Annotated in this window: 20 protein-coding genes; 11 read left to right on the top strand and 9 right to left on the bottom strand. The window is 68.1% G+C overall.

The features are described 5' to 3' along the window. Positions 1-215 precede the first annotated feature (215 nt). The 3 genes from pbpC to LG3211_RS09795 all read left to right on the top strand — a co-directional run bounded on the left by pbpC (position 216) and on the right by LG3211_RS09795 (position 4,202). Positions 216-2,462: a penicillin-binding protein 1C gene (pbpC, locus tag LG3211_RS09805; RefSeq protein ID WP_237049865.1), complete on the top strand. Its 2,247-nt coding sequence runs from the start codon at positions 216-218 to the stop codon at positions 2,460-2,462. A gap of 233 nt (positions 2,463-2,695) precedes the next feature. Continuing rightward, positions 2,696-3,427 carry a hypothetical protein gene (locus tag LG3211_RS09800; protein WP_057942673.1) on the top strand — a complete coding sequence of 244 codons (732 nt, stop codon included), beginning with the start codon at positions 2,696-2,698 and terminating at the stop codon, positions 3,425-3,427. A 97-nt stretch (positions 3,428-3,524) separates the two neighbouring features. Next, positions 3,525-4,202 carry a hypothetical protein gene (locus tag LG3211_RS09795; protein WP_057942672.1) on the top strand — a complete coding sequence of 226 codons (678 nt, stop codon included), beginning with the start codon at positions 3,525-3,527 and terminating at the stop codon, positions 4,200-4,202. A gap of 36 nt (positions 4,203-4,238) precedes the next feature. On the opposite strand, the gene LG3211_RS09790 is transcribed toward LG3211_RS09795, so the two are convergent. Further along, positions 4,239-5,573, bottom strand: coding sequence for a PQQ-dependent sugar dehydrogenase (locus LG3211_RS09790; protein WP_057942671.1), 1,335 nt, complete (start codon positions 5,571-5,573; stop codon positions 4,239-4,241). Positions 5,574-5,722: 149 nt separating this feature from the next. On the opposite strand from LG3211_RS09790, the gene LG3211_RS09785 reads away from it, so the two are divergent. Both LG3211_RS09785 and LG3211_RS09780 read left to right on the top strand, forming a co-directional pair. Then, a complete protein-coding gene (locus LG3211_RS09785; protein WP_057942670.1) occupies positions 5,723-6,634 on the top strand; it encodes a LysR family transcriptional regulator in 912 nt (303 codons plus the stop codon). Positions 6,635-7,043: 409 nt separating this feature from the next. Next, on the top strand, positions 7,044-7,976 hold the full coding sequence (locus LG3211_RS09780) for an alpha/beta hydrolase (protein ID WP_057942669.1): 933 nt from the start codon (positions 7,044-7,046) through the stop codon (positions 7,974-7,976). Between the two features lie 378 nt (positions 7,977-8,354). Here LG3211_RS09780 and LG3211_RS09775 read toward each other — a convergent pair whose 3' ends face one another. Further along, on the bottom strand, positions 8,355-8,876 hold the full coding sequence (locus LG3211_RS09775) for a nuclear transport factor 2 family protein (RefSeq protein WP_057942668.1): 522 nt from the start codon (positions 8,874-8,876) through the stop codon (positions 8,355-8,357). 74 nt (positions 8,877-8,950) lie between these two features. After that, positions 8,951-10,621 carry a serine hydrolase gene (locus tag LG3211_RS09770; protein WP_057942667.1) on the bottom strand — a complete coding sequence of 557 codons (1,671 nt, stop codon included), beginning with the start codon at positions 10,619-10,621 and terminating at the stop codon, positions 8,951-8,953. Positions 10,622-10,820: 199 nt separating this feature from the next. Between LG3211_RS09770 and LG3211_RS09765 the strand changes: the two genes are divergently transcribed. Next, the gene (locus tag LG3211_RS09765; protein WP_057942666.1) at positions 10,821-12,089 is read left to right on the top strand and encodes a TIGR03862 family flavoprotein; all 1,269 of its coding nucleotides are present in this window, start codon (positions 10,821-10,823) and stop codon (positions 12,087-12,089) included. A 273-nt stretch (positions 12,090-12,362) separates the two neighbouring features. On the opposite strand, the gene LG3211_RS09760 is transcribed toward LG3211_RS09765, so the two are convergent. Together LG3211_RS09760 and LG3211_RS09755 are read right to left on the bottom strand one after the other, a co-directional pair. Then, a complete protein-coding gene (locus LG3211_RS09760; protein ID WP_057942665.1) occupies positions 12,363-12,992 on the bottom strand; it encodes a hypothetical protein in 630 nt (209 codons plus the stop codon). Between the two features lie 173 nt (positions 12,993-13,165). After that, positions 13,166-13,906: a sulfurtransferase gene (locus tag LG3211_RS09755; RefSeq protein ID WP_057942664.1), complete on the bottom strand. Its 741-nt coding sequence runs from the start codon at positions 13,904-13,906 to the stop codon at positions 13,166-13,168. 218 nt (positions 13,907-14,124) lie between these two features. On the opposite strand from LG3211_RS09755, the gene LG3211_RS09750 reads away from it, so the two are divergent. Next, positions 14,125-14,436 carry an HPF/RaiA family ribosome-associated protein gene (locus LG3211_RS09750; protein ID WP_057942663.1) on the top strand — a complete coding sequence of 104 codons (312 nt, stop codon included), beginning with the start codon at positions 14,125-14,127 and terminating at the stop codon, positions 14,434-14,436. Positions 14,437-14,639: 203 nt separating this feature from the next. Here the strand turns inward: LG3211_RS09750 and LG3211_RS09745 are convergent, their stop codons facing one another. After that, positions 14,640-15,305: an HD domain-containing protein gene (locus LG3211_RS09745; protein ID WP_425479958.1), complete on the bottom strand. Its 666-nt coding sequence runs from the start codon at positions 15,303-15,305 to the stop codon at positions 14,640-14,642. Between the two features lie 409 nt (positions 15,306-15,714). Then, positions 15,715-22,350 carry a putative Ig domain-containing protein gene (locus LG3211_RS09740; protein ID WP_057942662.1) on the bottom strand — a complete coding sequence of 2,212 codons (6,636 nt, stop codon included), beginning with the start codon at positions 22,348-22,350 and terminating at the stop codon, positions 15,715-15,717. A 412-nt stretch (positions 22,351-22,762) separates the two neighbouring features. Between LG3211_RS09740 and LG3211_RS09735 the strand changes: the two genes are divergently transcribed. The 4 genes from LG3211_RS09735 to LG3211_RS09720 all read left to right on the top strand — a co-directional run bounded on the left by LG3211_RS09735 (position 22,763) and on the right by LG3211_RS09720 (position 25,066). Then, entirely contained in the window at positions 22,763-23,293 is a 531-nt protein-coding gene (locus tag LG3211_RS09735) for a phage tail protein (RefSeq protein WP_057942661.1), read from the top strand. Between the two features lie 79 nt (positions 23,294-23,372). Continuing rightward, a complete protein-coding gene (locus tag LG3211_RS09730) occupies positions 23,373-23,903 on the top strand; it encodes a phage tail protein (RefSeq protein ID WP_057942660.1) in 531 nt (176 codons plus the stop codon). Positions 23,904-23,972: 69 nt separating this feature from the next. After that, entirely contained in the window at positions 23,973-24,500 is a 528-nt protein-coding gene (locus LG3211_RS09725) for a phage tail protein (protein WP_057942659.1), read from the top strand. Positions 24,501-24,514: 14 nt separating this feature from the next. Beyond that, positions 24,515-25,066 (top strand): GNAT family N-acetyltransferase, encoded by a 552-nt coding sequence (locus tag LG3211_RS09720; protein ID WP_237049864.1) that lies wholly within the window; start codon positions 24,515-24,517, stop codon positions 25,064-25,066. Between the two features lie 147 nt (positions 25,067-25,213). Here the strand turns inward: LG3211_RS09720 and LG3211_RS09715 are convergent, their stop codons facing one another. Together LG3211_RS09715 and LG3211_RS09710 are read right to left on the bottom strand one after the other, a co-directional pair. Next, on the bottom strand, positions 25,214-25,504 hold the full coding sequence (locus LG3211_RS09715) for a DUF6916 family protein (protein ID WP_057942658.1): 291 nt from the start codon (positions 25,502-25,504) through the stop codon (positions 25,214-25,216). A 657-nt stretch (positions 25,505-26,161) separates the two neighbouring features. Then, positions 26,162-26,683, bottom strand: a complete 522-nt coding sequence (locus LG3211_RS09710) for an Ig-like domain-containing protein (RefSeq protein WP_057942657.1) — start codon at positions 26,681-26,683, stop codon at positions 26,162-26,164. Positions 26,684-26,990 lie beyond the last annotated feature (307 nt).

The following is a 26,990-nucleotide window of genomic DNA, read 5'->3' as shown; positions in this document are numbered from 1 at the left end:
GTGGTTCTTCTGCTGAGTCTCATTGTCGTCGCTGCGATGTGGGGCGCTGTGCGCGTTGGATCTGCGCCATGAATCTCGGCTTGTTTCGCATTATCAAGTGGCGACGGCAGTGGGTGGTTCTTCTGCTGAGTCTCATTGTCGTCGCTGCGATCCTTGGCGCTGTGCGCTTTTGGCCGCGCCCTTCCCTGTCGGAAGCGATCCCGCTGTCGACCGTCGTGCGCGACCGCGAGGGCCGGTTGCTGCGGCTGACCCTCGCCAGCGACCAGCGCTACCGTTTGTGGGTGCCGCTGAAGGACATTTCGCCCCGTCTGGTCGAAGCGGTGATGCTGCAGGAGGACGCCTGGTTCCGCTGGCATCCGGGATTCAATCCGGTCAGCCTGCTGCGCGGCGCCTGGTCCACCTACGGCAGCGGCGAGGCCCGCGTCGGCGGTTCCACCCTGACCATGCAGCTCGCGCGCCTGCGCTGGCGCCTGCAGACCCGCGATGTGCGCGGCAAGCTGGTGCAGATCGCGCGCGCGGTGCAACTCGAGCTGTGCTATTCCAAGGACGACATCCTTGAGGCTTATCTGAATTTCGCCCCCTACGGCGGCAACATCGAAGGCGTCGGCGCGGCCAGCCTGATCTATTACCGCAAGCCCACCGATCGCCTGACGCTTCCCGAATCCCTGGCCTTGGCCGTGTTGCCGCAAGCGCCGTCGCGCCGCGGCAAACTCGCCGTCCACGAAGACGGCAGCGACGACGATGCCTACTACATCGGCCGCGGCCTGCAAGCCGCGCGCGCGCGGCTGTACGCGCGCTGGCGCGAACGCCACCCCGAGGACGCGGCCGAGGACGCGCTGCTGAACCTGCCGCTGCGCCTGCACAGCGCGCGCGAACTGCCGTTCCGCGCGCCGCATCTGGTCGATCGCGTGCTGGCCGAACAGGCCTGGCATCCGGAGGCCGGGCCGGAACTCAAGACCACGCTCGACACCCGCCTGCAGCGCCTGCTCGAAGAACGCGTGCGCAATCATCTGCAGCGCGAACGCAGCCGCGGTCTGCGCAACGCCAGCGCGATCCTGATCGACACCCGCGACATGGGCGTGCGCGCGCTGGTCGGCTCGGCGGATTACTTCGACGCCTCGATCCAGGGACAGGTCAACGGCAGCGACGCCAAGCGCTCGCCCGGCTCCACCTTGAAGCCTTTCATCTACGCCCTGGCCCTGGATCAGGGCGTGCTGCATCCGCAGACCGTGCTGCGCGACGTGCCCAGCGCGTTCGGCCCGTACACGCCGGAGAATTTCGACGGCCGCTTCATGGGCCCGGTGACCGCGACCGAAGCGCTGGTGCGCAGCCGCAATATTCCCGCGGTGTATGTCGCCTCCCAGCTCAAGCAGCCCGGCTTCTACGATTTCCTGCGCCAGGCCGGGGTCAGCCGCATGGCCAGCAAGGATCACTACGGCCTGGCGCTGGTGCTCGGCGGCGGCGAAGTGACGATGAACGAGCTCGCGCGCATGTACGCGATGCTCGGCAACGACGGCCGCCTGCGCGCGCTGCGCTGGCGCGAGAGCGATCCGCAGGAAGAAGGCGCGCGCCTGATCAGCGCCGAGGCCGCGTTCATCACCCGCGACATGCTGCGGCACAATCCGCGCCCCGACGCGGGTTCGCAATCGGCTTCGCGACCCTTGCCGGTGGCGTGGAAGACCGGCACCTCGTGGGCGTTCCGCGACGCCTGGAGCGCCGGCATCGTCGGCCCGTACGTGCTGGTGGTGTGGATGGGCAATTTCGACGGCGCCAGCAATCCGGCCCTGGTCGGCGTGGAAGCGGCGGCGCCGCTGTTCTTCGACATCGTCGATGGCCTGCAGGCCGCGCGCGTGGATCTGGCCGATCCGGTGCGGCAATGGCCGATCAACATCAAGCGCGTGGAAGTCTGCCGCGCCAGCGGCGACCTGCCCAACGCCTGGTGCCCGCAGCGCGGCATGACCTGGTTCATCCCCGGCAAGTCGCCGATCCGGATCAGCACCGTGCATCGCGCGGTCGCCCTGGACAAGATCAGCGGCCGACCGGTGTGCGGGCGCTTCGATCCTGACACCATGCGCACGGAAGTGTTCGAATTCTGGCCGTCCGATCTGGCCCAGGTGTTCGTGCAGGCCGGCATTCCGCGCAAGCGCCCACCGTCCGGCCACGACTGCGGCGGCGCTCAGGATTGGCTGGGTACGGCGCCGAGCATCACCTCGCCCTATCGCGCCACCCGCTACACGATGCGGCTGTCGCATCCGGACCAGGTCAACCTGAGCCTGGCCGCGACGGTCGATGCCGACGTGTCGAAGCTGTACTGGTTCGTCGGCAACACCTTCATCGGCAGCGCCGACCCGGGCAAGGCGCTGGCCTGGACGCCGGATCGCACCGGCCAGTTCCGGGTGTCGGTGGTCGATGATCGCGGACGCAGCGATGAGCGGGAGATCGAGGTCGCGGTGGTGCAGTAACGCTGCCTCGCCGAGGTTTCGGCTTCACAAGCCTCTGCGTTTTTGCTCGTCATTCCCGCGAACGCGGGAATCCAGCGACTTCAAACGTTCTCGCACGAAAGGCCCTGGATGTTCGGCTTCGCCGAAGTAAAGCAGAGCCCGCGTTCGCGGGAATGACGAGCAAAAACGTGGATGCCGCGATCCGGTCGGCCCTGGCTTAGGATGAGGTTCACCATCACCCAAGGCTCCCCCTCATGCCGCGTTCGCCGAGCGTTTGCCTACCGCCCGCCCTGCTGGCGCTGGTCGTGTCGATTACCGGCGCGTTCGCGATATCGCCCGCCTCCGCGGCCCCGGTCTCCAACGAGCAATCCGTCGCCGAACTCGCGCAGGGCTGCTGGGCCATCCGCGGCGCCGACGACGACGGCGTCGCACGCCGATTGAACTGGCGAGAAGCGAAGCCATCGCCGTCCGGATTGTTCGGCGAAATCCGCCGCGTCGTCCCCGACCCGCGCGAACGTTCGCTGCAACTGGCGCTGACCAATCACGGTTCGCAGCTGATCATGGCGGTCCTCCCCGACGGCGCGGACGACGACGAAGTCACGATCGCGTGGCCGGCGAAAATTCCCCTGCGGCCCGTCGATCCGCGCACGTGGCGGCCCATCGACCGGTTGCAGCTCTCGTTTACCGCGCGCGCATGGCGCATCGTGTTCGAGCACGGCGATATGCCGACCAGGTTCAGCGACAGCCCGGCGATACCCGGCACGCTCACGGCCTACTATCAGCAGCGGCGCGGCCCGATTATTCTCCGGCTCGAAGTATCGGCCAGCCGATTGCGGATGCAGGCGATCCTGCTGGCGGAGCGTCTTCCCGATCCTTCCATCGGCCCGCAACTGGAACTGCTGTTCGAAGGCCGGCGCGAGAGCTGCGATGCGGCGACCGCCACGCCGCCCGCATCCGGCCCGCGCGATTCGAAGCCGCGACGCTGAACGCCATCGTGCACGCACGCGCCGGCCTTCACGACATGCACCGCGCGAACGCCTAGTGTGGCCGGGTGCGCCACCGGTCCCTTGCGAGAACCCCGCCATGCCGCGTTCCCTGATTGCTTTCACCCTCGGCGCGTCGCTGCTCGCGCTCGGCTGCTCCCATGCCGACGCCGCCAAACGCCCCGCGCCGCCCGCATCGCCGCCGTCGCCGGCCACGCCGGACGAGATCGACCGCGTGCGTGGCTGCTGGATCCAGAAAGTCGAGCCCGACGGCCGCGCCACCTTGTTGCTGCGCCTGTTGCCCGATCGCGAACACCCGCAATGGCTCAGCGGCCAGTTGCAACGCGCCGACGGCGACGATCCCGATCGCCGCGTGCAGTTGTGGTTCGCGCGCGACGGGCGCACGGCGCTGCTGGCCAGCCGCCCGATCGCCGATCCCACGCCCGCGCCGGCGTCCAAGCCCGCGCCGATGCGGCAGTTGCCGCATACCAAGGCGATCAAGCCCAACGCCGATGCGATGGCCTCGCTGATCGCCAATCCGCAGGCGCGGATCGAATACGAGCGTGTGTCCGAAGCGGCACCGCCGGCGCCCGGCGCATCGGCGGACACGCATACCCTGGACTACCGCGAACGCGGCGCGAGCAAGCGTCTGCGCATCGAGGTCTCGCCCGAGCACTTGAAGCTCAGCATCGTCGGCGCCTCGCTGTCGCATAAGCCGGGCACGCCGAATTCCGCCGCGGTGGTGTTGTTCGACGGCGGCCGCGACGGTTGCGATTGAGCCGGCGCGGCCCGCGACCGCGGCAATCGAACGCGCTCAGCGAACGCTCGCCGCCGTCACCCGCCACACCGTATTGCCGACGTCGTCGCTGACCAGCAAGGCGCCGCGCTTGTCCAGGCGCACGTCCACCGGCCGCCCCTGCGCGTCTTCCTTCGCGTTGAGAAATCCGGTCAGCACGTCCACCGGCGCGCCGTCGGGCTTGCCGTTCTTGAACGGTACGTAGATCACCTTGTAGCCGCTCTTGGGCTTGCGGTTCCACGAGCCGTGCTGGGCCACGAACAAACCGTTGGCGAACGCCGCCGGCAAGCTGGTTCCGTGCGAAAACGCGATGCCGAGCGAAGCGGTATGCGGCCCGAGCGCGTAATCCGGCGCCAGGGCCGAGGCGACCAGTTGCGAATTCTGCGGCTGCACCCGCGTATCCACGTGCTGGCCGTAATAGCTGTAGGGCCAGCCGTAGAAACCGCCGTCCTTGACCGAGGTGATGTAGTCGGGAACCAGATCGCTGCCGATTTCGTCGCGCTCGTTGACCGCGGTCCACAGCGCGCCGGTGCTCGGCTCCCAGGCCAGGCCGTTAGGGTTGCGCAGGCCGGTGGCGAACAAGCGCTTGTTGCCGCTGGCGCGATCGAGTTCCCAGATCGCCGCGCGGCCTTCCTCCATCTGCATGCCGTTCTCGCCGACATTGCTGTTGGAACCCACCGTGATGTAGAGCTTGCTGCCGTCGGCGCTGGCGATGAGGTTCTTGGTCCAGTGGTGATTGATGCCGGCCGGCAGGTCGGTGATCTTCACGCCCTTGTCGGCGATGCCGGTGTCGCCGTCGTGATACGGAAAACGCCACACCGCGTCGGCGTTGGCGACGTACAACGCGTTGCCGACCAGGGCCATGCCGAACGGCGAATGCAGATCCTTGAGCAGCACCGTGCGCAATTCGGCGATGCCGTCGCCGTCGGCATCGCGCAGCAGGCTGATGCGGTCGGCGCTGGGCACGGCCGCGCCGGCTTTCTTCATCACCCGCGCCGCGGCCCAGGCCTTGAAGCCGGAGGCTTTCTGCTCCGAGGCCGGCGCGTTGCTTTCGGCCACCAGCACATCGCCGTTGGGCAGCACATGCAGCCAGCGCGGGTGATCCAGGCCTTGCGCGAACGCCTGCACCGCCAGTCCCGCGGCCGGCGTGGGCTTGGCGCCGGCCGGCCAGCCGATGGCCGGGGCGATATTGACGGTCGGCAACGTCGTCGCGTTCGGCGCGGGCAATCTCGGCGTGGGACCGGTGCCGTCGGAGACCTGCAGTCTCGCGCGCTCGCCGCAGGCGCTCAGCACTGCTGCCGACAGCAGCGACAACGACAGAATCGATAGCCAACGGCGGTGCGGACGATACATGTGGAATCCTCATCGCGGCTAAGGCCCGAGCATGCATCGACAACTATTAAGACGATGAGAAAGCAATCACGCCGCGGGCAATTCGTCCGTAATCGCGTCGCGGAACCGACCACTGGAAATCCCGGCCCGGCGCGTGCCTAGAATGGCGCATGAAGATCACCCTCGACGAGCTGCTCGCCTTCGCCACCGTGGTCGATACCGGCTCGATCACCGCCGCGGCCGAATCGCTGGATCAGACCGTGTCCGGAGTCAGCCGCGCCTTGAGCCGGCTGGAGGAAAAACTCGGCACCACTTTATTGCGCCGGACCACGCGGCGGCTGGAGCTGACCGAGGAAGGCGAAACCATGCTGGCGCGCACGCGCGCGATCCTGGCGTCGGTGGAAGACGCCGAAGAGCAGATGGCGCTGCGCCATCAGCAACCGGCCGGCCGTCTTCGGGTCAACGCCGCATCGCCGTTCATGCTGCACGTGATCGTGCCCCTGATCGGCGATTTTCGCCGCCGGTACCCGCAGATCGAACTGGAGCTCAACACCAACGATCAGATCATCGATCTGCTCGAACAGCGCACCGACATCGCCATCCGCATCGGCCAGCTCGCCGACTCGACCTTGCACGCGCGGCCCTTGCCGAGCAGCCGCTTGCGCGTGCTCGCCAGTCCGGCCTATCTGCAGGCGCGCGGAACACCGCGCGATGTCGCCGATCTGAGCGAACACAGCCTGCTCGGCTTCGCCCCGACCGCGACGCTCAACCGCTGGCCGCTGCGCGATGTCCACGGCAACGAACTCGACATCGCCCCGCGCCTGCACGCCTCCAGTGGCGAAACCCTGCGCCAGCTCGCCCTGGCCGGCGAAGGCATCGTCTGCCTGTCGGACTTCATGACCCGCGAAGACCGGCGCCGCGGCGATTTGGTGCAGTTGTTCGCGGGCGAAACCCTGGACGCGCGCCAGCCGATCAACGCGGTCTACTACCGCAACACCCAGCTGGCCTCGCGGATCGCGTGTTTTCTCGACTTCGTCGCCGAGCGCCTGGCGCCGCGCGGTGGCGAGGCGGCTTGGGAATAAGAGCGACTGACAAAGCCGTACTACTCCCCCTCCTGCTCCCTCTCCCGCTTGCCACCCAAGGTGACTTCCTGCGGGGCGCGGGAGAGGGCTGGGGTGAGGGATGAGCGCCGCAGGCGCGAATGCTCTGACAGGATGTCCACACTACCAGCACCCTCACCCCAACCCCTCTCCCCGCAGGAAGTCACCTTGGGTGGCAAGCGGGAGAGGGGCTCCGTAGTCGATCGGGCATGAGGCGCATTAGCTGAGCGTTTCGCACCAGGACGCATGCCGCGGCAAGTGCGAACACACAAACCGACATCGACACCCACCGCATTAGAGCGTTTCGATCCAAGATATCCGGATTGCCGCCTCGTTTATCGCCGATTGGCGCGCCGATAGCCTGTGGACATCGTCTCCGACCGGAAGTCGCATGCCCCTGCATCCGCAAGCCCGAGCCATGATCGAGGCCTATTCGCCCGATCCCGACCTCGACTATCGACACCTGGACGCCGCGCAGCTGCGCGCGTCCTTCGCCATTCCCGAGCCCGCCGCGCCGCCGCGCGCCGATGTGCTCATCGAAACCCTGCGCGCGCCGGGCCCGGCCGGGCCGGTCGCGCTGCGGCTATACCGTCCCATCGCGGCCCCCGGCGATGCGTCCGCCCTGCCGATCACCGTCTATCTGCACGGCGGCGGCTTCGTCCTCGGCAGTCCCGACACCACCGACGGCCTGTGCCGCAGCCTGGCGGCATGGGCGCGGACGCTGGTGGTGTCGGTGGATTACCGGCTCGCGCCGGAAGCGCCGTTCCCGGCCGGGCTCGACGACGCTTATGCGACCTTGTGCTGGGTCGCGCGGCATGCCGGCGAATTCGGCGGCGACGGCGAACGCATCGCCATCGCCGGCGACAGCTCGGGCGGCAATTTCGCCGCGGCGCTGGCGCAACGCGCGCGCAGCGACGGGCCGGGCCTGCGCCATCAGCTCTTGCTGTATCCGGTGCTGGACGCCGCCTGCGCCCACCCGTCGTATCGCGAATTCGCGGAAGGTTATTTCCTCAGCGCGCCGATGATGCAGTGGTACTGGCGCCAGTACCTCGGCGGCGCCGATCCGGCCGATCCGCGGGTGTCGCCGCTGCGCGCGGCGGACCTGCGCGGCCTGCCGCCGGCGACGGTGTTCAGCGCCGAATACGACGTGTTGCGCGATGAGGCCGAGGCCTATGCGCAGGCGTTGATCGCGGCGGGCGTACCGGTCAACAGCCGGCGCTGGGACGGGCAGATCCACGGCTTTCTGCTGCAGCAAGGCAGAGTCGATGCCGCCGACACGGCGCTCGCGCAGGCCGCCGCCGCGCTGCGCGCCGCGTTCGCCTGAGCGTCGCCGGACACGCGGCGAGCAAGCGAACCAAGCGATATCTGGAAGGAAGATGGCCCTGCACCGCGTAGCGCCGCGGTGCAGGGCCGGAAGTGGCGGACGGTCACGGTACCGTCGCGCCACAAGCTGCCGCCGGCATCCTGGAGATATGACGGCGGGTCGACTGGGCCCAGTCATAAGCAACAACGGCACAGGCGGCGTGCCCCCCTACCTCGGCGGCGCCGCAATCGTCGCGGGGTCGGCGCATTGGCTGGGCGCGGCCGGTACAGACCTGCCGGCGCGGGCCGCCGAGCCCGCGATCGACCCGTAATCGGCGTTCCGACCGCTCGGCCTGCCGGAGCCGGGCCGCGGCGTGTGGGACGCCTGTCGCCGCCGCGATCAGCCGCCCGGCTTCTTCGACAGCTCGGCCTTTTCCTGTTCGGTCAGCGCGCGATGGCCGTAGCTCATCACCCGCGTCATCCGCCACTGCCCGTCCTTGAGCGCCCACACCATCAGGAACTTGGCGCTGCCCTCGCACTTGCCGCTGCTCACTTCGCAGAAGCGGTGCTCGCCTTCCTCGATCGCGCCGTAGTCCTTGATCGGATAGACCTTCAACGTCGCCGGCAACAACTCGCGGCGCACCTTGTTGCAGATGTACTTGCGGGTGTTGGACACGACCGTGGCGCGGTCGAAACTGGCGCCGCCCTTGTCGTGATAGAACTCGACGTCGGGCGAAAAATACTGCTCGAAGGTTTCCAGATCGCAGCGGTTGTAGGCATCGAACACCTTCGCGTCGAGCGCGGCGATCGTCTGGCGCAGCGCCGCATCGGCATCGGGCTCATCGGCCTTCGCCGCAAGGCTGGACAGCGACAAGGCGCCGGCGAGCAAGCACGCGGCGAACGGAAAACCTTGGTCCTTCATAACGGATACATCCCTTGTCAGCACGGTAAGCGGCCATCGGCCGGGAGGAAATACGGGAACTGCGCTCGCGCGGCTCAGGACTTCTTCGCCGCCTTCGGCGGGTCGGATTTGGCCTCGACTTCCTTCGCCACCGGCGTCAGCCGCAGATCCTGGAAATCGAAGCTGAAATCGGTCAGCGGCGAGATCGCCTCCATGCGCAGCTCGCGCACTTTCCCGTCCGGCGTCAGGGCGAAGTTGAGGAAAGCGTCGGCGTTGAGCCAGCGCTGATCCCAGCGCACGATGAAGGTGTCGTGCTGCCAATGGCTGAGTTCGCCGACCAGATCCTTGGTGCGGCCGAAGCGCACGCGCAATTTGCCGCCCGCGGCCGGCTCGATGAACACATCGCCGTACCACGGATCGCGATACGCGCCGGCGTAGCCCGACAGCGGCAGCGAAGGTTTGGATTTGGCGTCGCGCGCGGCGACATGTTTGTTCCAGTCCTCATCGGCCTTGTCGCGGCTCTTGGCCAGGGCGGCGGCGTAGGCCGCGTTCCAATCGGTTTTCGGCGCGTCCAGATAAGCGTCGAGCGCGCGCAGCGTCAGCGCCTGGAACGCGCCGCCGAGTTCGGCGTTGGTCAACACCACCACGCCGAGTTTCTGCTCGGGCAGCAAGGTCACCCGCGAGACCATGCCCGGCCAGCCGCCGGTGTGCCAGACCAGCTTCTTGCCGCGATAGTCGGTGAGCTGCCAGCCTTCGCCGTAACCGGCGAAATTCGGCTTGGCCGCCGCCAGTTCCGGCACCGCCGGTTCCGAGATCGCCATCGGCGTCACCACCGACCACATCTCGCGCTGGCGCTTGGCGCTGAACAAACGTTGTTCTTCGCCGCCTTCGCGGCCATAGACGCCGCCGTCGAGCTGCACGCGCATCCACTTGCTCATGTCGTGCACGCTGGAATACAGGCCGCCGGCGCCGGCGACGTTGGACCAGGTCATGCGCGGCGCGGTCTGCAGAATCTTGAAATCGGCCTTGGCATGGCCGCTGGCGACGTTGTCGCCGACGCGCAGCGCATCGGCGTTGTAGCGGGTTTCGTCCATGCCCAGCGGCTTGAAGATGCGCTGGTCGAGGAACTCGCGATAGCTGCGGCCGCTGGCTTTCTCCACCACCAGTTGAGCGACGCCGTAGAGAATATTGTCGTAAGCGTACTGACCGCGGAAACCGCCGCTCAGCGGCACCTCGGCCAGGCGCCGCGCGACTTCTTCGTTGCTGTAGTCGGTGCCGGGCCAATAGAGCAAGTCGCCCGCGCCCAGGCCCAGGCCGCTGCGATGCGCGAGCAGATCGCGCACGCGCATCTCGCCGGTCACATAGGGATCGGCCATGCGGAACCACGGCAGATGGTCGATCACCCGGTCGTCGAGACCGAGCTTGCCTTCGTCGGCCAGCATCGACAGCGAGGCCGAGGTGAAGGCCTTGGTGTTGGAGGCGATGGCGAACAAGGTGTGGGCATCGACCGGCTCGGACTTGCCCAGTTCGCGCACGCCGTAGCCGCGCTCGAGCACGACGCGTCCGTCCTTGACGATGGCCACGGCGATGCCCGGCACTTCGAATTGCTTGCGCACCGATTCGACGTAGGCATCGAAATCCCGCAGTTGTTCCGGCAGCGGCGGCTCGGCGGCGGCGGTGTTGACGGGCGTTTGCGCGGCCGCGGCGGCGGCGCTTACGCAGATCAGCAATCCGGCGCCGTGCGCCTTCCAGTCGGTGGCTCGCATCGTTTCAAGACCCTGGCAATCGGCAAGTCGCCCACTGTCGGCGATCGCGCGGCGCGGCACCAGAGGCCGGAAGTTGGGTGGCGCCGGGCGTCCGGGCCGGGCAGGCCGGCGGCCGCCGGCGCGCGCGCGGCATAATGCGCCGTCGCCCGTTGTCGGTTTCCGCCGGCGCTCGTTTCTTCGTACCCGGTTGATCCCGCCCATGCCCACCCCGCCCGCTCCCACCCTGCTCCCGCTGCCCGGCCTGGCCGTGATCGGCGGCGGCCCCGCCGGCCTGATGGCCGCGCAAGCCGCGCGCGCGATGGGCGTGGAGGTGGATCTGTTCGAGGCCAAGGGGTCGGTCGGCCGCAAGTTTCTGATCGCCGGCAAGGGCGGGCTCAATCTGACCCACGGCGAACCGCGCCCGGCCTTCGACCACCGCTATGGCCGGCGCAGCGCGGCGATCGCGCACTGGCTCGATCAATTCGACGCCGACGCCCTGCGCGAATGGGCGCGCGGTTTCGGCGTGGAGACCTACATCGGCAGTTCCGGCCGGGTGTTTCCGATGGACCGCAAGGCCGCGCTGTTGCTGCGCGGCTGGGTGCGGCGCTTGCGCGAGGACGGCGTGCGCTTCCACGTGCAGCATCGCTGCATCGGCTGGAGCCAGGACGGCGCGCTGCGTTTCGACACGCCGTCGGGTCTGGTGCATGCGCGGGCGCGCGCGAGTGTGTTCGCGCTGGGCGGCGGCAGTTGGCCGGAACTGGGCTCCGACGGCGCCTGGACCGCGTGGATGGGCGAGCGCGGCGTGGACATCGCGCCCTTGCAGCCGTCCAACTGCGGTTTCGACATCGGCTGGAGCGCGCACTTCGCCGAGCGCCATGCCGGCGCGCCGCTCAAGCCGGTGATCGCGCATTGGCGCGACGGCAATGGCATCGAGCGATCGCTGCAGGGCGAATGCGTGGTTACCGCCACCGGCATCGAAGGCAGCCTGGTGTACGCCTTGTCGGCGACGCTGCGCGATGCGATCGCGGCGCAGGGCTCGGCGGTGCTCGAACTCGATCTTGCGCCCGGTCGCGACCTCGCGCGTCTGCAACACGATTTCGCTCAACCGCGCCGCGGCCGCAGTGTAGGCGAGCATCTGCGCCGGCAGACCGGCCTGGACGGCGTCAAAGCCGCGCTGGTGTTCGAGGTGTTGGGCAAGGACGGATTGAACGATGCGGCGGTGGTCGCGCGCACGATCAAGCGCTTGCCGCTGCGCCTGCGCAGCGCGCGCCCGATCGCCGAAGCGATCAGCAGCGCCGGCGGCGTGCGCTTGGAAGCGATGGATTCCGCGCTGGCGGTTTCGGCGCTGGCGGACAATGTTTTTTGCGCGGGGGAAATGCTTGATTGGGAGGCGCCGACCGGCGGCTATTTGCTGACCGCGTGCTTCGCCAGTGGTTTGATCGCGGGGCGGGCGGCGGCGAAACGGTTGTTGGAAATGCCGAAGGCCTGAGCGCCCCTCAAGATGAGTTCCCCCTTTGAAAAAGGGTGAAGGGCCGCGCTTGCGAACCGCAGGTTCGCGCGGCACTGAACGCCCGCAGGCTATGCCTGCGGGCCGGAGGGCCAGGGGGATTTGCTTTTGCTCTAAGCAACAGCAAAAGCAAATCCCCCGGCGCAGCAAGCGAAACCCTCTTCGCCAATCAACGCCGGGCGCCAGCCCCCTTTTTCAAAGGGGGCGAATTGATGCGGCTTCGTGTGGATCGGGCGACGCAGTGACGACAACGCCTTACGACGCCGCCTTCTCCACCGCCTTGCCCATATAGAACATCGACGCGCACAAGCCCACGCCCTGCGCCGTCGCCGCCGGCAGATCGCCGCCCTGCAACGCCATCAGCTTGACCACATCGCCGGTAGGCTCGCTGACCTTGGCCAAGGCGATAAAACCCGTCGGCGTAGTACCGCAGAACGCATTGGCCGGAGTCTCCTTCGGCGGCGTCTGCTCGATCACCCGGCGCAATTCCACCGCCTGGCTGGCTTCGATCTGCATGGTCGCGCCATAGGTCTGGCCGGCCGAGTACTGGTCGCCGCCGCGCACGATCGCCACGCGCTCGGTCTTGTACAGCGAGCCGTTCTCGCCCTTGAGTTCCAGATCGTCGATGGTCAGCTTGCCGGTGGTGGCCTGGGCCACCGGATTGCCGGGTTCGAACACGCCCAGCGCCACCGGCGTGAGCATCGGCGGCGAGGCGCGCGAGACCGGATCGGCGTCCGGATCGGGCACGGCCTGCGGCGGCGGCGGCGGAGCGGCGGTGGTTTCCTGCGGGGCGGCAGTGTTGACCGGCGCGCTCTGGCTGCAGGCGGCCAACGCCAGAACGGCGAGCGCGAGCAGACTCAGAGCGGGGAACGAGCGTCGGTTCATCGAGGGTCCTCAATTCGATTCAAATTCGGCCGGCAACGGCGCCCGGCCTGGCGTCCATTCGCAGCGCGAAGGGGATCCGGCGCGCAGGCGCCGGCGCGATGCGAACGCGCAGCCTAACCGCAGGCCGCGTTTGGACGGGTTAATAGTTTGTAATAAATGGCAAAAAATGCCGATCAGGCGGCCGCGTCGCGCAAAGGCCGCAACTGCGGGTCCAGCGCAACGCGTTCGTCGAAGACGAAGCAATGGCCCTGATAGTGCTTGCCGCCGACGCGCTCGAAATAACCCAGGATGCCGCCGTCGAGCTGGAGCAGGTTGTCCATGCCGTCCGCGCGCAGCCACAACGCGGCTTTTTCGCAGCGGATTCCGCCGGTGCAGAAACTGACCACAGTGGCGTCGCGCAGGGCTTCGCGGTGTGGCGCGAGCGCTTCGGGCAGTTCGGTGAAGTTGTCGATCGGCAGGGTCAAGGCGTGTTCGAAACTGCCGTAGCCGACCTCTTCGCGGTTGCGCGTATCCAGCAACACCACGCGGCGGCCGTCGTCATCGGTGCCGCGGTCGAGCCAGCGTTCGAGTGTGTCGGGCGTCACAGTCGGCGCGCGTTCTTGCAGCGGCGAGGCCTGATCGCGGCGGAAAGCGATGATCTCGCGCTTGACCTTGACCTTGAGCCGGGCGAACGGCTGGGCCTGGCTGTGGCTGTACTTGACCGCCAGCGCCTGGAAGCGCGGGTCGGCGCGCAGGCCGTCGAGCAGGGTTTCGATGGCCGCCGCCGGGCCGGCCAGGAACAGGTTGATGCCCTCGCCCGCGACCAGCGCGGTGCCGCGCAGTTGCAGGCTTTCAGCCTGTTCACGCAGTTGCCGGGCGAGCTGCGGCGGATCGTCGATGACGGTGAAATGGTAGGCGGCGATGTTGACGATCATGCCGCCATTCTAAAGCACCCCCGGGCGGCGGCGCCTTTGCGAGCCTGACACGGCGGCGCTGGGCCGAAGCTGAACCGCGCCGCGAACCTTCCGCGACAGCCGCTGTCCCAAGTTTTGCGTGGCCGTATCGCGAAGGCTGGTTAAGCCGACGGACCGCGCAGACGCCGCGGCAAGGGCCCGGCGTCGCCCCGACATCTGCGCCATAAGGAGGCGTTTGCATGAAGATTCAGCTCAACACCGACCATCACCTGCGCGGCGACGAATCGCTGACCCACCACGTCGAAGGCGTGATCGATCACAGCCTGAGCCGCTTCCGCGACCAGGTCACGCGGGTGGAAGTGCATTTGCGCGACGTCAACGGCCCCAAGGCCGGCGGCGGCGACAAGCACTGCGCGATGGAAGCGCGCCTGGAAGGCCGTCCGCCCGTGGCGGTGACCGAAGACGCCGACACCATGCGCGGCGCGATCAGCGGCGCGGCGCGCAAGTTGCAGCGGGTGTTGGACAGTTCGCTGGGGCGATTGTCGGGTTGAGCCTGGGAGCGATCGCAGTTGCCTACGCCGTCGCTTTAATTGCATCGCGACGGATGAAGCATTGCGATGCTCGATTCGTAGGCGACCGATCCGGATGAGGTTCGTTCTGGATGGGGTCGCTGGGTAATCACAAGTCAGGTATCGCAACAAACGGCCGCTGCACGATCGCAGCGGCCGTTTTGGTTTTCAGGCGCGATGTGCGCTCAACGCTTGGTCGTGATCGAACGCCGCAGGTTGTTGCGCGCGGCCGCGTCGAAGCGCTGGTGGTAGTAGTCGCTGAGGAAGATACGCTCGCGTTTCAGCAGCCCTTTGAGAAAGCGCCGGCGGTTGAGCCGGAACAGCGGCCCGGGCACGTGGCCGCGGTATTCCGAGGCGATGCCGCGGTCGTAGGCGTCGAACGCCGCCGGCTCGGCGCCGAGAATGGCCATGTCGCCGTCGAGGAACAGGCGGGTTTGTTCGTCCACATCCTCGCGCGCGATCGCGCCGTGGCGCGCGGTGAGTTCGATCAGTTCGACGACGCGGTCGCTGTCGATGCCGGCGCCGGCCATCCAGCGCGCGATGTGCTCGCGCGCGAGCAGCGCCGAACGCGCTTCGTTGTCGCGGCGTCCGGCTTCGTAGATGGCGTCGTGATACAGCACCGCCAACGCGACCTCGCGCGGCTGCGTCCAGCCGGGGCCGGCGGCGACATCGGCGTAATGGCGCAGCACTTCGGCGACGTGGCCGATGTTGTGATAAGCGCGCGGCGGCGTGGCGTAGGCGGCTTCGAGCGCGGCGCGCTGTTCGGGCGCGAGCTGCAGCGGCACTTGCGCCAGCGCGGTTTCGGGCAGGCGGTCTTTGGAATCGGACGAAGCGGTGGCGGTTTCGGACATAGCGGCGAGGCGGCTACCGAGGGGTGCGGCATCTTGGCATTTTTGCCGTTGTCGCGGCGTGGCGGTTGTGTTGGCGTGGCGCAACGCGATCGCACGCCGACAATCGCCCCTTCGACAAATCGCCCCCTTTGAAAAAGGGGGCTGGCGCCTGCGTTGCACGAAGCACCAGGACGCTTGAATGCGCCGGGGGATTTGCTTTTGGCGCGAAAAGCGGGAAAGCGAAAAGCAAATCCCCCCTGCCCCCCTTTTTCAAAGGGGGGGAACAGCACGGGCTTTGGGTGGGCGACGGGCGGCGGGCGGCGGATTGGACCGATGCTTCACCACCCCACAAAACAAAACGGGCGCGACCCTGAGGCCGCGCCCGCTTCATAGACCTACCGCCTTCCGATCCAGACCGGCCCCACGCCGGTCAGTACTTCTTCTCGAAGTTGATCATGAAGCTGTTGTCGTCGTCGTTGCCGCTGCCGAACAATCCGCGGTATTCGAAGCGCAGCGCCCAGTCGCGCTCGCTCTGCAACACCGCGCCCAGGCCGAACACGAAGCGGTTGCGGTCCAGACCCTGCAGGCGCGCACGGTAGAACGGGCCGCCGATCATGTCGGCATAGCTCATCGTCGCGAAGCTGTCGTCCTGGAAGTCGTGCTGGTATTCCAGGCGCAACTGCGGCGAGAACGTGCCCCAACGCACCGGGTAACGGTAATCCACGCGCAGGCCCAGGCTGGTGGTGGTGGTATCGACATCCTGCTCGCGATAAGCCAGCACGTACTGCGGATCGCCGTTCTCGGTGTAACCGTCGAGAGTGGCGCGCGCCACGTCCACGCGGGCGTAGGGCGACACGCGCAGGCGATCGCGCTGGTAGTCCATGCCGGCGGAGACCGACGCGAACCACTGGTTGCCGTCGCGGCTGCCGCGGACCATGCCGCCGGTGTCGGTGACGTAGCGGCGCGAGTCGAACGACATCCACTGGTAACCCAGCAAGCCGTCGAGATAGAAGCTCTCGCCCGGGTGGTAGCTGGCGTACAACACCGCGCTGTAGCTCTCGCCCTTGCTGCGGCTGCCGCGCGTGCCGACATCGGTGTCGTCGCGGCCGTAGCCGATGCCGCCGCCGAAGGCGAAGTCGCGACGCAGGCGGTAATCCGCGCCCAGGCTGATGCCGCTGGTCTCGAAGTCCAGCCCGGCCGAGCCGCCGCCGCGACCGTCGCGGTTGCCGCTGTTGATGGTGCCGCCGGTCCAGATGCCGTACTGCGGACCGGTGCCTTCCACCGCCGGCTTGGGTTCGAGCGAGGCGCGCTCGTCGCCGAGCATCGGTTGACGGCAATCGCTGCCCGGCGTGCGCCGCGCTTCGTCGCGGCAACGCGAGTCGATCGAGAAGCTCAGGCCGTTGTCGAAGCGCGTGCCCGCCGTGCCGCCGTCGTGCAGGCCTTCCATGCGCTGCTGGAAGTTGCCGATCTGCGAACTGGCGAAGCGGCGCGCCGCCTCGGCCTGGGCGTTGAGGATGCCCAGCACTTCCGGGTCCTTGGAAGGATCGCTGCGCGGCATGACTTCGATTTCGATCGTAGCCACCGCCGAGGTCGCATAGGCGTTGTTGAGGGTGAAGCTGGCCACGGTGACGCCGGAATAGCCGATCACCGAGGTGTAGCGCAGCTCATAGGTGCCGCCCGATGCGCCGACCGTCGCCGTGCCGGCGTTGGCCGGCGTCAGCGACACCAGATTGGCCGCGGTGAACGGACCGCCTCGCGCGCCCAAGGTCAGATCGACGGTGATCGTCGCGCCCGCCACGGTACGCACGCGCCGCGATTGCGCGACCGGCACCGCGTTGACGGTGATGGTCGAGGTGATCGGCGCGGACGGGCCGAAGGCGTTGTTGAGCGTGTAGGTCAACACGATCGCGCCGACGGTGTCGGCCGCGGGCGTGTAGAGGATCTGCGTGCCCTGCACCACCGCCGTGCCCGAGCTCGGCGTCGTCAGCAAGGTCACGCCGGTGAAGGGACTGCCGCTGGCGCCGTTGGCGGCGTCGATGGTGACCGCCTGCGTCTGCAGCGTGGTCACGTTCTGCGGCTGGCCCACCGGCACCGGCAAGGCGGTCACGGTGATGCTGACCGTGGCCGGCGCCGAGGTGCCGCCCGGGCCGCTGGCGGTGTAGGTGAAGCTGTCGCTGCCGAAGTAGTTCGCGGCCGGCGTGTAGATCACGTTGATGCCGCTGGCGGTCGCGGTGCCGTGCGCCGGCGCCGAGGCCACCGCGACGGCGGTGATGATGCCGGTGTCGTTGGCGGTGACGTTCACGGTGACCGGCTGGTTGGACGGCGTGGTCGCGCTGTCGTCCACCGCCACCGGGACCGCGTCGGCGATCACGATGGTGTACGGCACCGTGGTGTTATAGCCGGCGTCGTCGGTGGAGCGGATGTTGGCGGTGTAGCTGCCGGCCGTGGCCGGCGTGCCGCTCAACACACCCGCCGAGCTGAAGCTCACGCCGATCGGCAGATTGCCCGAGACGATCGCATAGCTGTACGGCGCGATGCCGCCGCTGCTGGTCAGCGTCTGGTTGTAGGCCACGCCGACGATGCCGCCCGGCAATGTCGCCGGAGCGATCACCACGGTCGCCGGGTCGATGGTGAAGGTGTAGAGCTTCGACGCGGTCTGGCCGTTGTTGTCGGTGGATCGCACGGTGAGGCTGAAATTGCCGTCCGAGCGAGGCACGCCGGAGAACACGCCGGCCGAGCTGAAGCTCATGCCGACCGGCAACGCGCCGCTGAGCAGCGAGTAGCTGTACGGAGCGACGCCGCCGGTGCTGCTCAGGGTGGCGTTATAGGCAACCGCGGCGGTGCCGTTGGGCAGGGTCGGCGGATCGATCGCGATGACCGGGGTCGCGACCACGATGGTGTAGCTCTGCTGCAGCGCGAACGGGGCGCCGGTGCCGGTGCTGGAATCTTGCACGCGCACCGCGATGTTGTAGTTGCCCGGCACCGTCGGCGTACCGCTGAGCACGCCGGCCGAACTGAAGCTCACCCCGATCGGCAAGGAGCCGCTGGCCAGGCTGAAGCTGTATGGCGCGGTGCCGCCGGAAGCGGCGAAGTTGATGGTCGAGGCGACGCCGTAGTTCATCGGCAGATTGCCCGGCGCCGGCGTCATCGCCAGGGTCGGCGCGCTCACCGTCAACACGAAGGCTTGCGCCTGAAGGAACGGGCCGTTACCGGTGCTGCTGTCGGTGGCGCTGGCGTTGAGCGGGAAGCTGCCGGCCGCGGTCGGCGTGCCGCTGACGGTCACGCTGTTGGCGGTGTTGCCGGTGATGCTCAGACCCGCCGGCAGACCGGCGACGTTGTAGCCGCTGAACGGCTGCGCGCCGCCATTCCAGGTGAAGGTCTGGGTATAGGCCGCGCCGACCTGCGTGGTCAGCGGATCCGACGCCGTCACGGAAATGATCGGATTGGCCACGGTGACATTCACCGCGGCCGGAGCCGAGGTACCGACGCTGTTGCTGGCCGTGTAGGTGAACGGATCGGGTCCGGCGTAGCCCGGGCTCGGCTGATAGACGATGTTCAAACCGCTGACGCTGGCGGTGCCGTGCGCAGGCGGAGCCGCGATAGCGATCGACGCCGCGATGCCGCCGCTGGTGTTCGCGGCGAAGGAAACCGGCGGGCTGTCGTAAGCCACGGGCGGCGGCGTCAGCGGATTGGCGACCGGCACGATGTCGTTGACCACCAGGGTGTAGCTCTGCGGCGCCGAGCTGTAAGGACCGGTGCCGGTGCTGCTGTCGGTGGCGACGACGGTGAAGTTGAAGGTGCCCGGCGCGCTCGGCGTGCCGGAAAGCTGGCCGGCGCTGCTGAAGCTGATGCCCGCGGGCAAGCTGCCCGAAGCCAGCGCGTACGAATACGGCGAGGTGCCGCCCGTGGCCGGATTGAGGCTGGCGCTGTAGGCCGAGGCCACCGTCGCGTTCGCCAGCGAGGTCGCCGGCAGCACGATGGTCGAGGCGCCGATGGTCAGCGAGTAAGCGTGCGAACCGGTGTATGGGCCGCTGCCGGTGCTGCTGTCGGTCGCGGTGACGGTGAAGTTGAACGTGCCGCCCGCGGTGGGCGTGCCGCTGATCGTGCCCGTGCTGCTCAGGCTCACACCGGCCGGCAAGGCGCCGGCGGTGAGAGCGAAGCTGTAGCCCGGCGTGCCGCCCGACGCGGTCAGCGTCTGGCTGTACGCCTGCGCGACGCCGCCGTTGGGCAGCGCGGCCGGCGCGACGACGATCGTCGCCGCGGCCACGATCACCGAGTAGGCCTGCGAACCGGTCTGGCCGTGCGCATCGGTCGCGGTGACGGTGAAGTTGAAGGTGCCGCCCGCGGTGGGCGTGCCGCTGATCGTGCCGGCGCTGCTCAGGCTCACGCCGGCCGGCAGGGCGCCGCCGGTGATCGTGTAGGCGTATGGAGCGATACCGCCGCTCGCGCTCAACGCTTCGCTGTAGCTCGCGGCGATCTGTGCGCCCGGCAAGGTGGGCGGCGCGATCACGATGGTCGGCGCGGCCACCTGCAGCACGTAATTCTGCGTGCGCGAGAACGGTGCGCCGGCTCCGGTGGAGCTGTCGGTCGCGCGCACCGAGAAGGTGAACAGACCGGTCACGGTCGGCGTACCCGACAACAGGCCGGTGGCGGCATCCAGGCTCAGGCCGGCCGGCAAGGCGCCCGCCGAAACGGCGTAGCTGTAAGTCGGCGTACCGCCGCTGGCGACGAAGGCCTGACTGTAGGCGGCACCGTACGTCGTGCTCAAAGTGCCTGCGGCCGGGGTCATGCTCAGCGTCGGCGCGCTTACCGTCAGGGTGAAGGCCTGGCTGGTGGTGAACGGGCCGCTGCCGGTGCTGCTGTCGGTCGCACTGGCGTTGAGCGCGAAGCTGCCCGCCGCGCTCGGCGTACCGCTCACGGTCACGCTGTTGGCGGTGTTGCCGGTGATGCTCAAGCCGGCCGGCAGACCGGTCACGGCGTAACCGCTGAACGGCTGCGCGCCGCCATTCCAGGTGAAGGTCTGGGTGTAGGCGGTGCCGACCTGCACGGTCAACGGGCCCGACGCGGTCACCGTGATGCCCGGCGGCAGCACGGTGATCGTGACCGTGGCCGGCGCCGAGGTTCCGGCGCTGTTGGTCGCGGTGTAGGTGAAACTATCCGGGCCGGCATAGCCCACAGTGGGCTGGTAGGTGATCGACAGCCCCGACGCGATCGCCGTGCCGTGCGCCGGCGCGGTGCCGATCGCCACCGAAGTGGCGACGCCGCCGCCGGTGGTGTTCAGCGCGATCCCGGTGGGGCCGGCGTTGTAGCTCACCGACTGCGTGACCGGATTGGCCACCGGCGGAATGTTGGTCACCTGCAGCGTATAGCCGCGCGGCGCCGAGCTGTAAGGCCCGCTGCCGGTGCTGCTGTCGGTGGCGGTGACGCTGAAGTTGTACGTGCCGGCCAAGGTCGGCGTACCCGACAAGGCGCCGGCGCTGCTCAGGGCGATGCCCGCCGGCAGCGCGCCGGCGGTGATCGCATAGGTGTACGGCGCGGTGCCGCCGCTGGCGGCGTTCAAGGTCGCGCTGTACGCCTGGTCCTGGGTCGCATTGGCCAGTGTGGTCGCCGGCAGATTGATCGTCGGCGCGGCGATGACCAGCGCATACGCACGCGAACCGGTATGCGGCGCGCCGGTGCCGGTGCTGCTGCCGGTCGCGGTGACGGTGAAGTTGAAGGTGCCGCCCGCGGTAGGCGTGCCGCTCAGTACGCCGGCGCTGCTCAGGCTCAGCCCGGCCGGCAACGCACCGGCGCTGATCGCGTAGGTGTACGGCGCGATGCCGCCGCTGGCGGTGATGGTCTGGCTGTAGGCCGCGGCGACCGTGCCGTTGGTCAAGGTGGTCGGCGCGATCAAGATCGTCGGCGGAGCGACCGCCAACGTATAGGCGCGGGTACCGGAGAAGTTGGCGTTATCGGTGGCGCGCACGGTGAAGTTGAACGTGCCCGCCGCGGTCGGCGTGCCGGTCAGGTCGCCGGTGGTGGTATTGAGCGCGAGCCCTGCCGGCAATGCGCCAGCGGAAATCGCGAACGTATACGGCGCGGTGCCGCCGCTGCCGGTAAAGGTCTGGCTGTAGGCGACGGCGACGGTGGCGCCCGGGATGGTGGCCGGGTTGACCACGATGGTCGGCGGTTCGATGACCGTGACCGTATAGTCCTTGAGTCCGAAATTATCCGAGCCGTCGTTGGCCGTGCTGCTGTCCTTCGACTTGATCCGGAACGTGAACGTCCCGGAGACCGTCGGCGTTCCGCTGATCACGCCCCCCGCGCTCAGGCTCAATCCGGGCGGCAGCGGGCCGGGCACCGCTTCCAGGGTATAGGTATACGGCGCCACGCCGCCGCTGCTGGTGAGCGTGGTCGAATACGCCACCGTGCGCGCCGGCGTCGGCAACGCCGCCGGGCCGATCGTCGGCGGCGTGTTGGGAATGGTGAAGGTGTAGGACTTGGTGGTGGTCAGCGGCGTCGGCGCGGTCGAATCGGTCACGCCGATGTTGACCGTGAAGCTGCCGCGCCGGGTCGGGGTGCCGCCGAAGGCGCCGGCGCTGAAGGTCATGCCCGTCGGCAGCGTGCCGGCGCTGAGGTTGAACACGTACGGTGAGACACCGCCGGTGGCGCTCAGCGCCTGGCTGAATGGCAGGCCCAGCGCGGGCGAGATCGACGCCGGCGACACCACGATCGGGCTCGCCGACGGCGCGATGGTCACGGTGACGTTGACCGTGCCGCCGGTGCCGTCGTTGAAGACGAAACTGTCGCTGGTCGCGCTGTCGCCGTTATGGGTGTAGGTGACGGTCTGCGGACTGAACTGCGAGATGGTGACGATGCCGTGCGTGGGCGGAACGTAGCCCGGCGCGCCGACGCCGCCGATGCCCAGGTTGTCCGGGCCGTCGCAGGCGCTGGCGTCGATGATGTGCGCGCCGTTGTTGGTCACGCTGATATTGAACGGCCCGCAAAAGACCGAAGGCGCCGCCCAGGCACCGCTGGACCAGGCCGTCAGGCCGAGGCACATCAGCAACAGCGCGAACCGGCGCATGGCCGGCCCGATCCAACGAATAGCGAACCGGTCCGGTTCCGACGAGACGGCCGGACGGGCCAACGAAACGCCCGAATGACGCGCTGACTGTTGCTGCATGGCTGTGATCCCCTGATGCCCGCAAAACCGCCTTCTGGACGTGTCCTGCGGACGTTCCCGCTGTCTGGATAGGTCGTTCGTCCGCGCGCCCACCGCTCCTGGCGCGCCCCTTTCATGACCAAATACGCAGTTCGATCACAAAACCGGCCGCCTTTGCCGCGACATTGCGTTAAGCAAGGTCATGGCGCCCCGTGCGCCATGCCCGATCCGATCGGACCGGTCCTACCCGCCGTGCGCGGAGGGGCCGAGCGGTGGCCCGGGATTTTCGTCCGCAAGCGCGCACGGCGCCCGGAACCATCCTCTGGGGGAAGAGATGACAGAAGTATTCCTAGGACAAATCATCACCGTCGGCTTTGCGTTCGCGCCCAAGGGATTCGCGACCTGCAACGGCCAGCTATTGGCCATCGCGCAAAACCAGGCCTTGTTCTCGCTGCTGGGCACCCAGTACGGCGGCAACGGCACGACCACCTTCGCGCTGCCCAACATGCAAAGCCGCACGCCGGTGGGCTTCGGCCAGTCGGCCGACGGCGGCTGGAGCCCGACGCCGTACAACATCGGCGAAACCGGCGGTGTCGAGAACGTCACCCTGCTGTCGCCGCAATTGCCGACCCACAACCATCTCATGTCCGGCATCACCGCCGCGGCGACCACCCGCAGCCCGCGCGATGCGCTGTACGGCAACGACACTTCCCAGATCTACGCCAACACCGGCGGCCCGCAGGTCCCGCTGGGCCAGAACACCCTCGCGTCGGCGGGCAACACCCAGCCGCATTCCAACATCCAGCCGTATCTGACGATCAACTTCTGTATCGCGTTGCAAGGCATCTATCCGTCGCGCAACTGACGCCACGCCATCGACGCGCAACCGCGTCCGCGCCGACCGCGATCGACTTGCACGATCCACTGTTTACGGAGTTCATCTCATGAGCCAACCCTTCGTCGGAGAAATCCGCCTATTCGCCTTCGGCCGCACACCGAACGGCTGGTTTGCCTGCAACGGCGCCTCGGTGTCCATCGCCGAGTACGAAGTGCTGTTCACCCTGCTCGGCACCACCTACGGCGGCGACGGCCAGACCTTTTTCAATCTGCCCGACCTGCAAGGCCGCGTGCCGATCCACCAGGGCGCCGGCCCCGGCCTGAGCAATTACGTCATCGGCCAGAGGTCCGGCAGCGAATCGGTGACCCTGATCGGCAATCAGATGCCGTCGCACACGCACACGTTGTTGGCGACCACCACCGCGGCCACCGCCAACGCACCGGCGACGAATCTGCAACTGGGCGCGTTGAGCGGCGACACCATGTACCTCACCGACATCACCGGACTGGACCCGATTCCGATGGCGACCAACTGCACGAGCTCGGCCGGCAACAACCAGCCGCACGACAACACGATGCCCACGCTGACGGTGCAGTACTGCATCGCCTGGGCCGGCATCTTCCCGTCGCAGTCCTGATCCCATTCGCCCGCTCTCCGGCCGGCGCGCCTGGCGCGCGGCCCGGGACAGATTCAAGAGGACACACCCATGACTGAGCCCTTCATCGGCCAGATACAGATCTTCGGTTTCAACTTCGCCCCGCGCGGCTGGGCCTTCTGCGCCGGCCAAACCCTGCCGATCCAGCAGAACACCGCCTTGTTCGCGCTGCTGGGCACCCAGTACGGCGGCAACGGCCAGACCACGTTCCAGTTGCCGAACTTCGTCAACCGCGCCGGTTGCGAACAAGGCCAGGGCCCGGGCTTGACGGATCGCTCGATGGGCGAGACCTTCGGCTCCAACAGCGTCACCCTGACCACCAACGAAATGCCGACGCACAACCACATCGTCCAGCTCTACGGCCAGAACGACACCAGCAAGCGCGCCGGCTCGCCGAGTTCGGGCAACAGCCTGGGAACGCCGGCCAGCTTCGCCTTCGCCCCGGGCACGCCGAACACGTCGTTCTCGCCGTCGGCGGTGCTGCCCACCGGCAACGGCCAGCCGCACGAAAACCGGCAGCCCTACCTCGCGATGAATTTCTGCATCGCGCTGGAAGGCATCTTCCCCTCGTTCCCCTGAGCCGGATGCACGCCTTGCAGTCCGCCTCGCCGCTCGCGTTTCCCGACGCGCACGGCGGCGCCCTGGAGCTTCCCGCGTCCCTGAGCGGACGCGGGATCGCCGTGCGCGCGGCGCGCACGCACGACATCGACTGGCTGCGCGGCATGTACCGGCGCCTGCGCGCGCAGGAGTTCGCGCCGATGGGTTGGCCGGCGCAGGCACTGCATGCGTTTCTGGACCAACAGTTCACGATGCAGCACGTGCACTACATCCGCCATTACCAGCGCGCGGATTTCCTGATGGTCGAACGCGACGGCCAGCGGCTCGGACGCATTTATCTGCAACGCACCGCGCCGGAGCATCTGCTGGTCGATATCAGCCTGGACGAATCCGCGCGCGGCAGCGGCATCGGCGGGGCGCTGATCGTGTGGGCGCAGGACGAAGCGCGCGCGCTGGGACGCGGCATGCGCCTGCACGTGGAACACGGCAATCACGGCGCGCGGCGTCTGTACGAGCGGCTGGGCTTCGTGGTCGTGGACGCGATGCCGACGCATGCGTTGATGCGCTGGGAATCGGATATGCGTTGACTTGGGATGGGTGCGCCGGCAATCGATTGCCGGCAAGCGCATGGCCGCGGCGGCGCGCGGCAGGACCGCGCACCGAGATTCGCGCACGCAGTGGTCATCGATGAAAACCTTAGAACAGGCCGATCCGCGGATCGGCCCGATCCGATCTCAGTTGAAGATCGCCTGGTAAAGAAAACCTTCGCGTTCGCGCGCGACCGGCACCAGGAAAATGCCGACCTCGCCGATCGAATCGTGGCGCATCACATAGGTCTGCTGCGGAAACAGGAACGCCGAAGCATTGCGGAACAGCAGTGAGAACGGCGCCCGCGCCGCCTGCTGCGGCCGCGTGCTCAGCGCGCGCGCCTCGACCAGCACGAACGGCACCTCGCTGTCGTTGAGTTGCGCCGAGTAGGTCTCGTTCACATGCCCGGCGAAGTGTTCCAGCGTCAGCAGTTCCATCGATCAGGGCCTCCCCAAGCCGAGGCCGCATCGTCGTCGCGCCGGCGGCAAGATGCAAGCCCCCGGCGCGAATCTGCGATGCGTTCGGCTAATCCTGTGTCGCTTGCGCCACGCCGGGCGCCTGTGCGCGCAATGGCGCGATGGCGGCGCGGCTTCGTACGCCGCGGGATGGCTCATCGCGAACCTGCCGGCGGCGAGCATCGCACCGCCCCGGCTCCGGCCGCCGCGCCGCAAGCCCAGTGCGGCCGGCGGCGGCCGGAGCCGCCGACACGCGGGCATCCCTGCCCGCTTCGACTTTCATCACTGACGAGGAGATGAAAGGCGTCCTGACTCGAATCTTTCCGATCGGGCCGTGCCCGCCGGTTTCGGTCCGTACCGGGCCGCGACGCCGCAGGCGGAAGACCTGCGAACGCCGCGGACCGGCCGACACCGGGGATCGCGCAATCCTCGTCCCGATCCGCGGCTGACGCGCCGGCACGATCGGCCCGGCCATCACCACGACGAGAGGCCGGCGAAACGGCCGCGCATCGCGCGGACCGGTCCGAAGCATTGCGTATCGGCTCGCGCGCCCAGCGCCCGAAGCCGTCCCCTACCCCTTTCCGAGGGGTACCGGTAGCGCCGCCGCGGTGCGCGCGGCGGCGGCAAGGTGAGCGGCCGTTACAAGGCCGCGGCTGCCGTCGCCGGCAGGCTGCGTTCGCGGATCGAAGTCACCGCCACCACCGCTTCGGCGCTGTCCTGGCCGGCATGCACGCGGTAGGTGTAGGTGTCGACGCCGACGAAGTCCGGATCGGGCCGATAGGTGGCGCGACCGTTCTCGATGGTGACCCGGCCGTGGCGCGGCGCCACCGCAAGGCTGTAGCTAAGCGCATCGCCGTTGCCGATCGAACCGCGCAACGCGATGGTCGAATCGGCGCCATCGACGCTGTTGGTGACCAGATCCGACGCGGCCAGCGGCTCGTAACGGCGCAGACGCGCGAGGTCGCGCTCGATCGGCGCCAGGGCGGTGTCGATGCCGCCATCGCGCGAGACTTGCGAGGCGGTATGGGTAGACTGCGGTCGCAACGGCTGCGCCGCTTGCTTGCGAACATCGTCCAACTGCGGGGCACCGGACGCACCGGCGACCAGCGCGGCGAGCGCCAGACTCAGTACGAAGGGCCCCTGGATACTCTTGTACGGCATGCCAACTCCTTCTGGGTTGCAACGGATGGGGGAATTCCGGACCGCGCGTCCTTGCGCCGACCGCTCCGCGGTCGAGGTCCTGAGAGCGTCCGGACCCGCTTACGACGTCCTGTCGTCAACGGGAAAACATGATCGCAGCAAGGCGTCGCACAGGCCGAGATCAGGGGCGACGGCGATCGAAAAAAACGTCTTCGAACACGTCGATTTCGCGGCCAAGAAAACGCCGCCAGAAGGCTTTGTCGCGCCCACGAAAAAGCCCGCCGAAGCGGGCTTTTTGGCGACGCGATCGCAATGTCTCAACCCATCG

Origin of the sequence: Lysobacter gummosus, assembly GCF_001442805.1 — a bacterium.
GTDB lineage: Bacteria > Pseudomonadota > Gammaproteobacteria > Xanthomonadales > Xanthomonadaceae > Lysobacter > Lysobacter gummosus.
This window is presented reverse-complemented; position numbering and strand designations above follow the sequence as displayed.

Excerpts from the sequence above, each read along its gene's own strand:
- LG3211_RS09710 (WP_057942657.1), bottom strand. The coding sequence starts at position 26,683 with ATGCCGTACAAGAGTATCCAGGGGCCCTTCGTACTGAGTCTGGCGCTC.
- LG3211_RS09745 (WP_425479958.1), bottom strand. The coding sequence starts at position 15,305 with ATGTCCGAAACCGCCACCGCTTCGTCCGATTCCAAAGACCGCCTGCCC.
- LG3211_RS09750 (WP_057942663.1), top strand. The coding sequence starts at position 14,125 with ATGAAGATTCAGCTCAACACCGACCATCACCTGCGCGGCGACGAATCG.
- LG3211_RS09790 (WP_057942671.1), bottom strand. The coding sequence starts at position 5,573 with ATGTATCGTCCGCACCGCCGTTGGCTATCGATTCTGTCGTTGTCGCTG.
- LG3211_RS09715 (WP_057942658.1), bottom strand. The coding sequence starts at position 25,504 with ATGGAACTGCTGACGCTGGAACACTTCGCCGGGCATGTGAACGAGACC.
- LG3211_RS09775 (WP_057942668.1), bottom strand. The coding sequence starts at position 8,876 with ATGAAGGACCAAGGTTTTCCGTTCGCCGCGTGCTTGCTCGCCGGCGCC.
- LG3211_RS09780 (WP_057942669.1), top strand. The coding sequence starts at position 7,044 with ATGCCCCTGCATCCGCAAGCCCGAGCCATGATCGAGGCCTATTCGCCC.
- LG3211_RS09800 (WP_057942673.1), top strand. The coding sequence starts at position 2,696 with ATGCCGCGTTCGCCGAGCGTTTGCCTACCGCCCGCCCTGCTGGCGCTG.
- LG3211_RS09765 (WP_057942666.1), top strand. The coding sequence starts at position 10,821 with ATGCCCACCCCGCCCGCTCCCACCCTGCTCCCGCTGCCCGGCCTGGCC.
- LG3211_RS09755 (WP_057942664.1), bottom strand. The coding sequence starts at position 13,906 with ATGATCGTCAACATCGCCGCCTACCATTTCACCGTCATCGACGATCCG.
- LG3211_RS09730 (WP_057942660.1), top strand. The coding sequence starts at position 23,373 with ATGAGCCAACCCTTCGTCGGAGAAATCCGCCTATTCGCCTTCGGCCGC.
- LG3211_RS09795 (WP_057942672.1), top strand. The coding sequence starts at position 3,525 with ATGCCGCGTTCCCTGATTGCTTTCACCCTCGGCGCGTCGCTGCTCGCG.
- LG3211_RS09740 (WP_057942662.1), bottom strand. The coding sequence starts at position 22,350 with ATGCGCCGGTTCGCGCTGTTGCTGATGTGCCTCGGCCTGACGGCCTGG.
- LG3211_RS09770 (WP_057942667.1), bottom strand. The coding sequence starts at position 10,621 with ATGCGAGCCACCGACTGGAAGGCGCACGGCGCCGGATTGCTGATCTGC.
- LG3211_RS09785 (WP_057942670.1), top strand. The coding sequence starts at position 5,723 with ATGAAGATCACCCTCGACGAGCTGCTCGCCTTCGCCACCGTGGTCGAT.
- LG3211_RS09725 (WP_057942659.1), top strand. The coding sequence starts at position 23,973 with ATGACTGAGCCCTTCATCGGCCAGATACAGATCTTCGGTTTCAACTTC.
- LG3211_RS09760 (WP_057942665.1), bottom strand. The coding sequence starts at position 12,992 with ATGAACCGACGCTCGTTCCCCGCTCTGAGTCTGCTCGCGCTCGCCGTT.
- LG3211_RS09735 (WP_057942661.1), top strand. The coding sequence starts at position 22,763 with ATGACAGAAGTATTCCTAGGACAAATCATCACCGTCGGCTTTGCGTTC.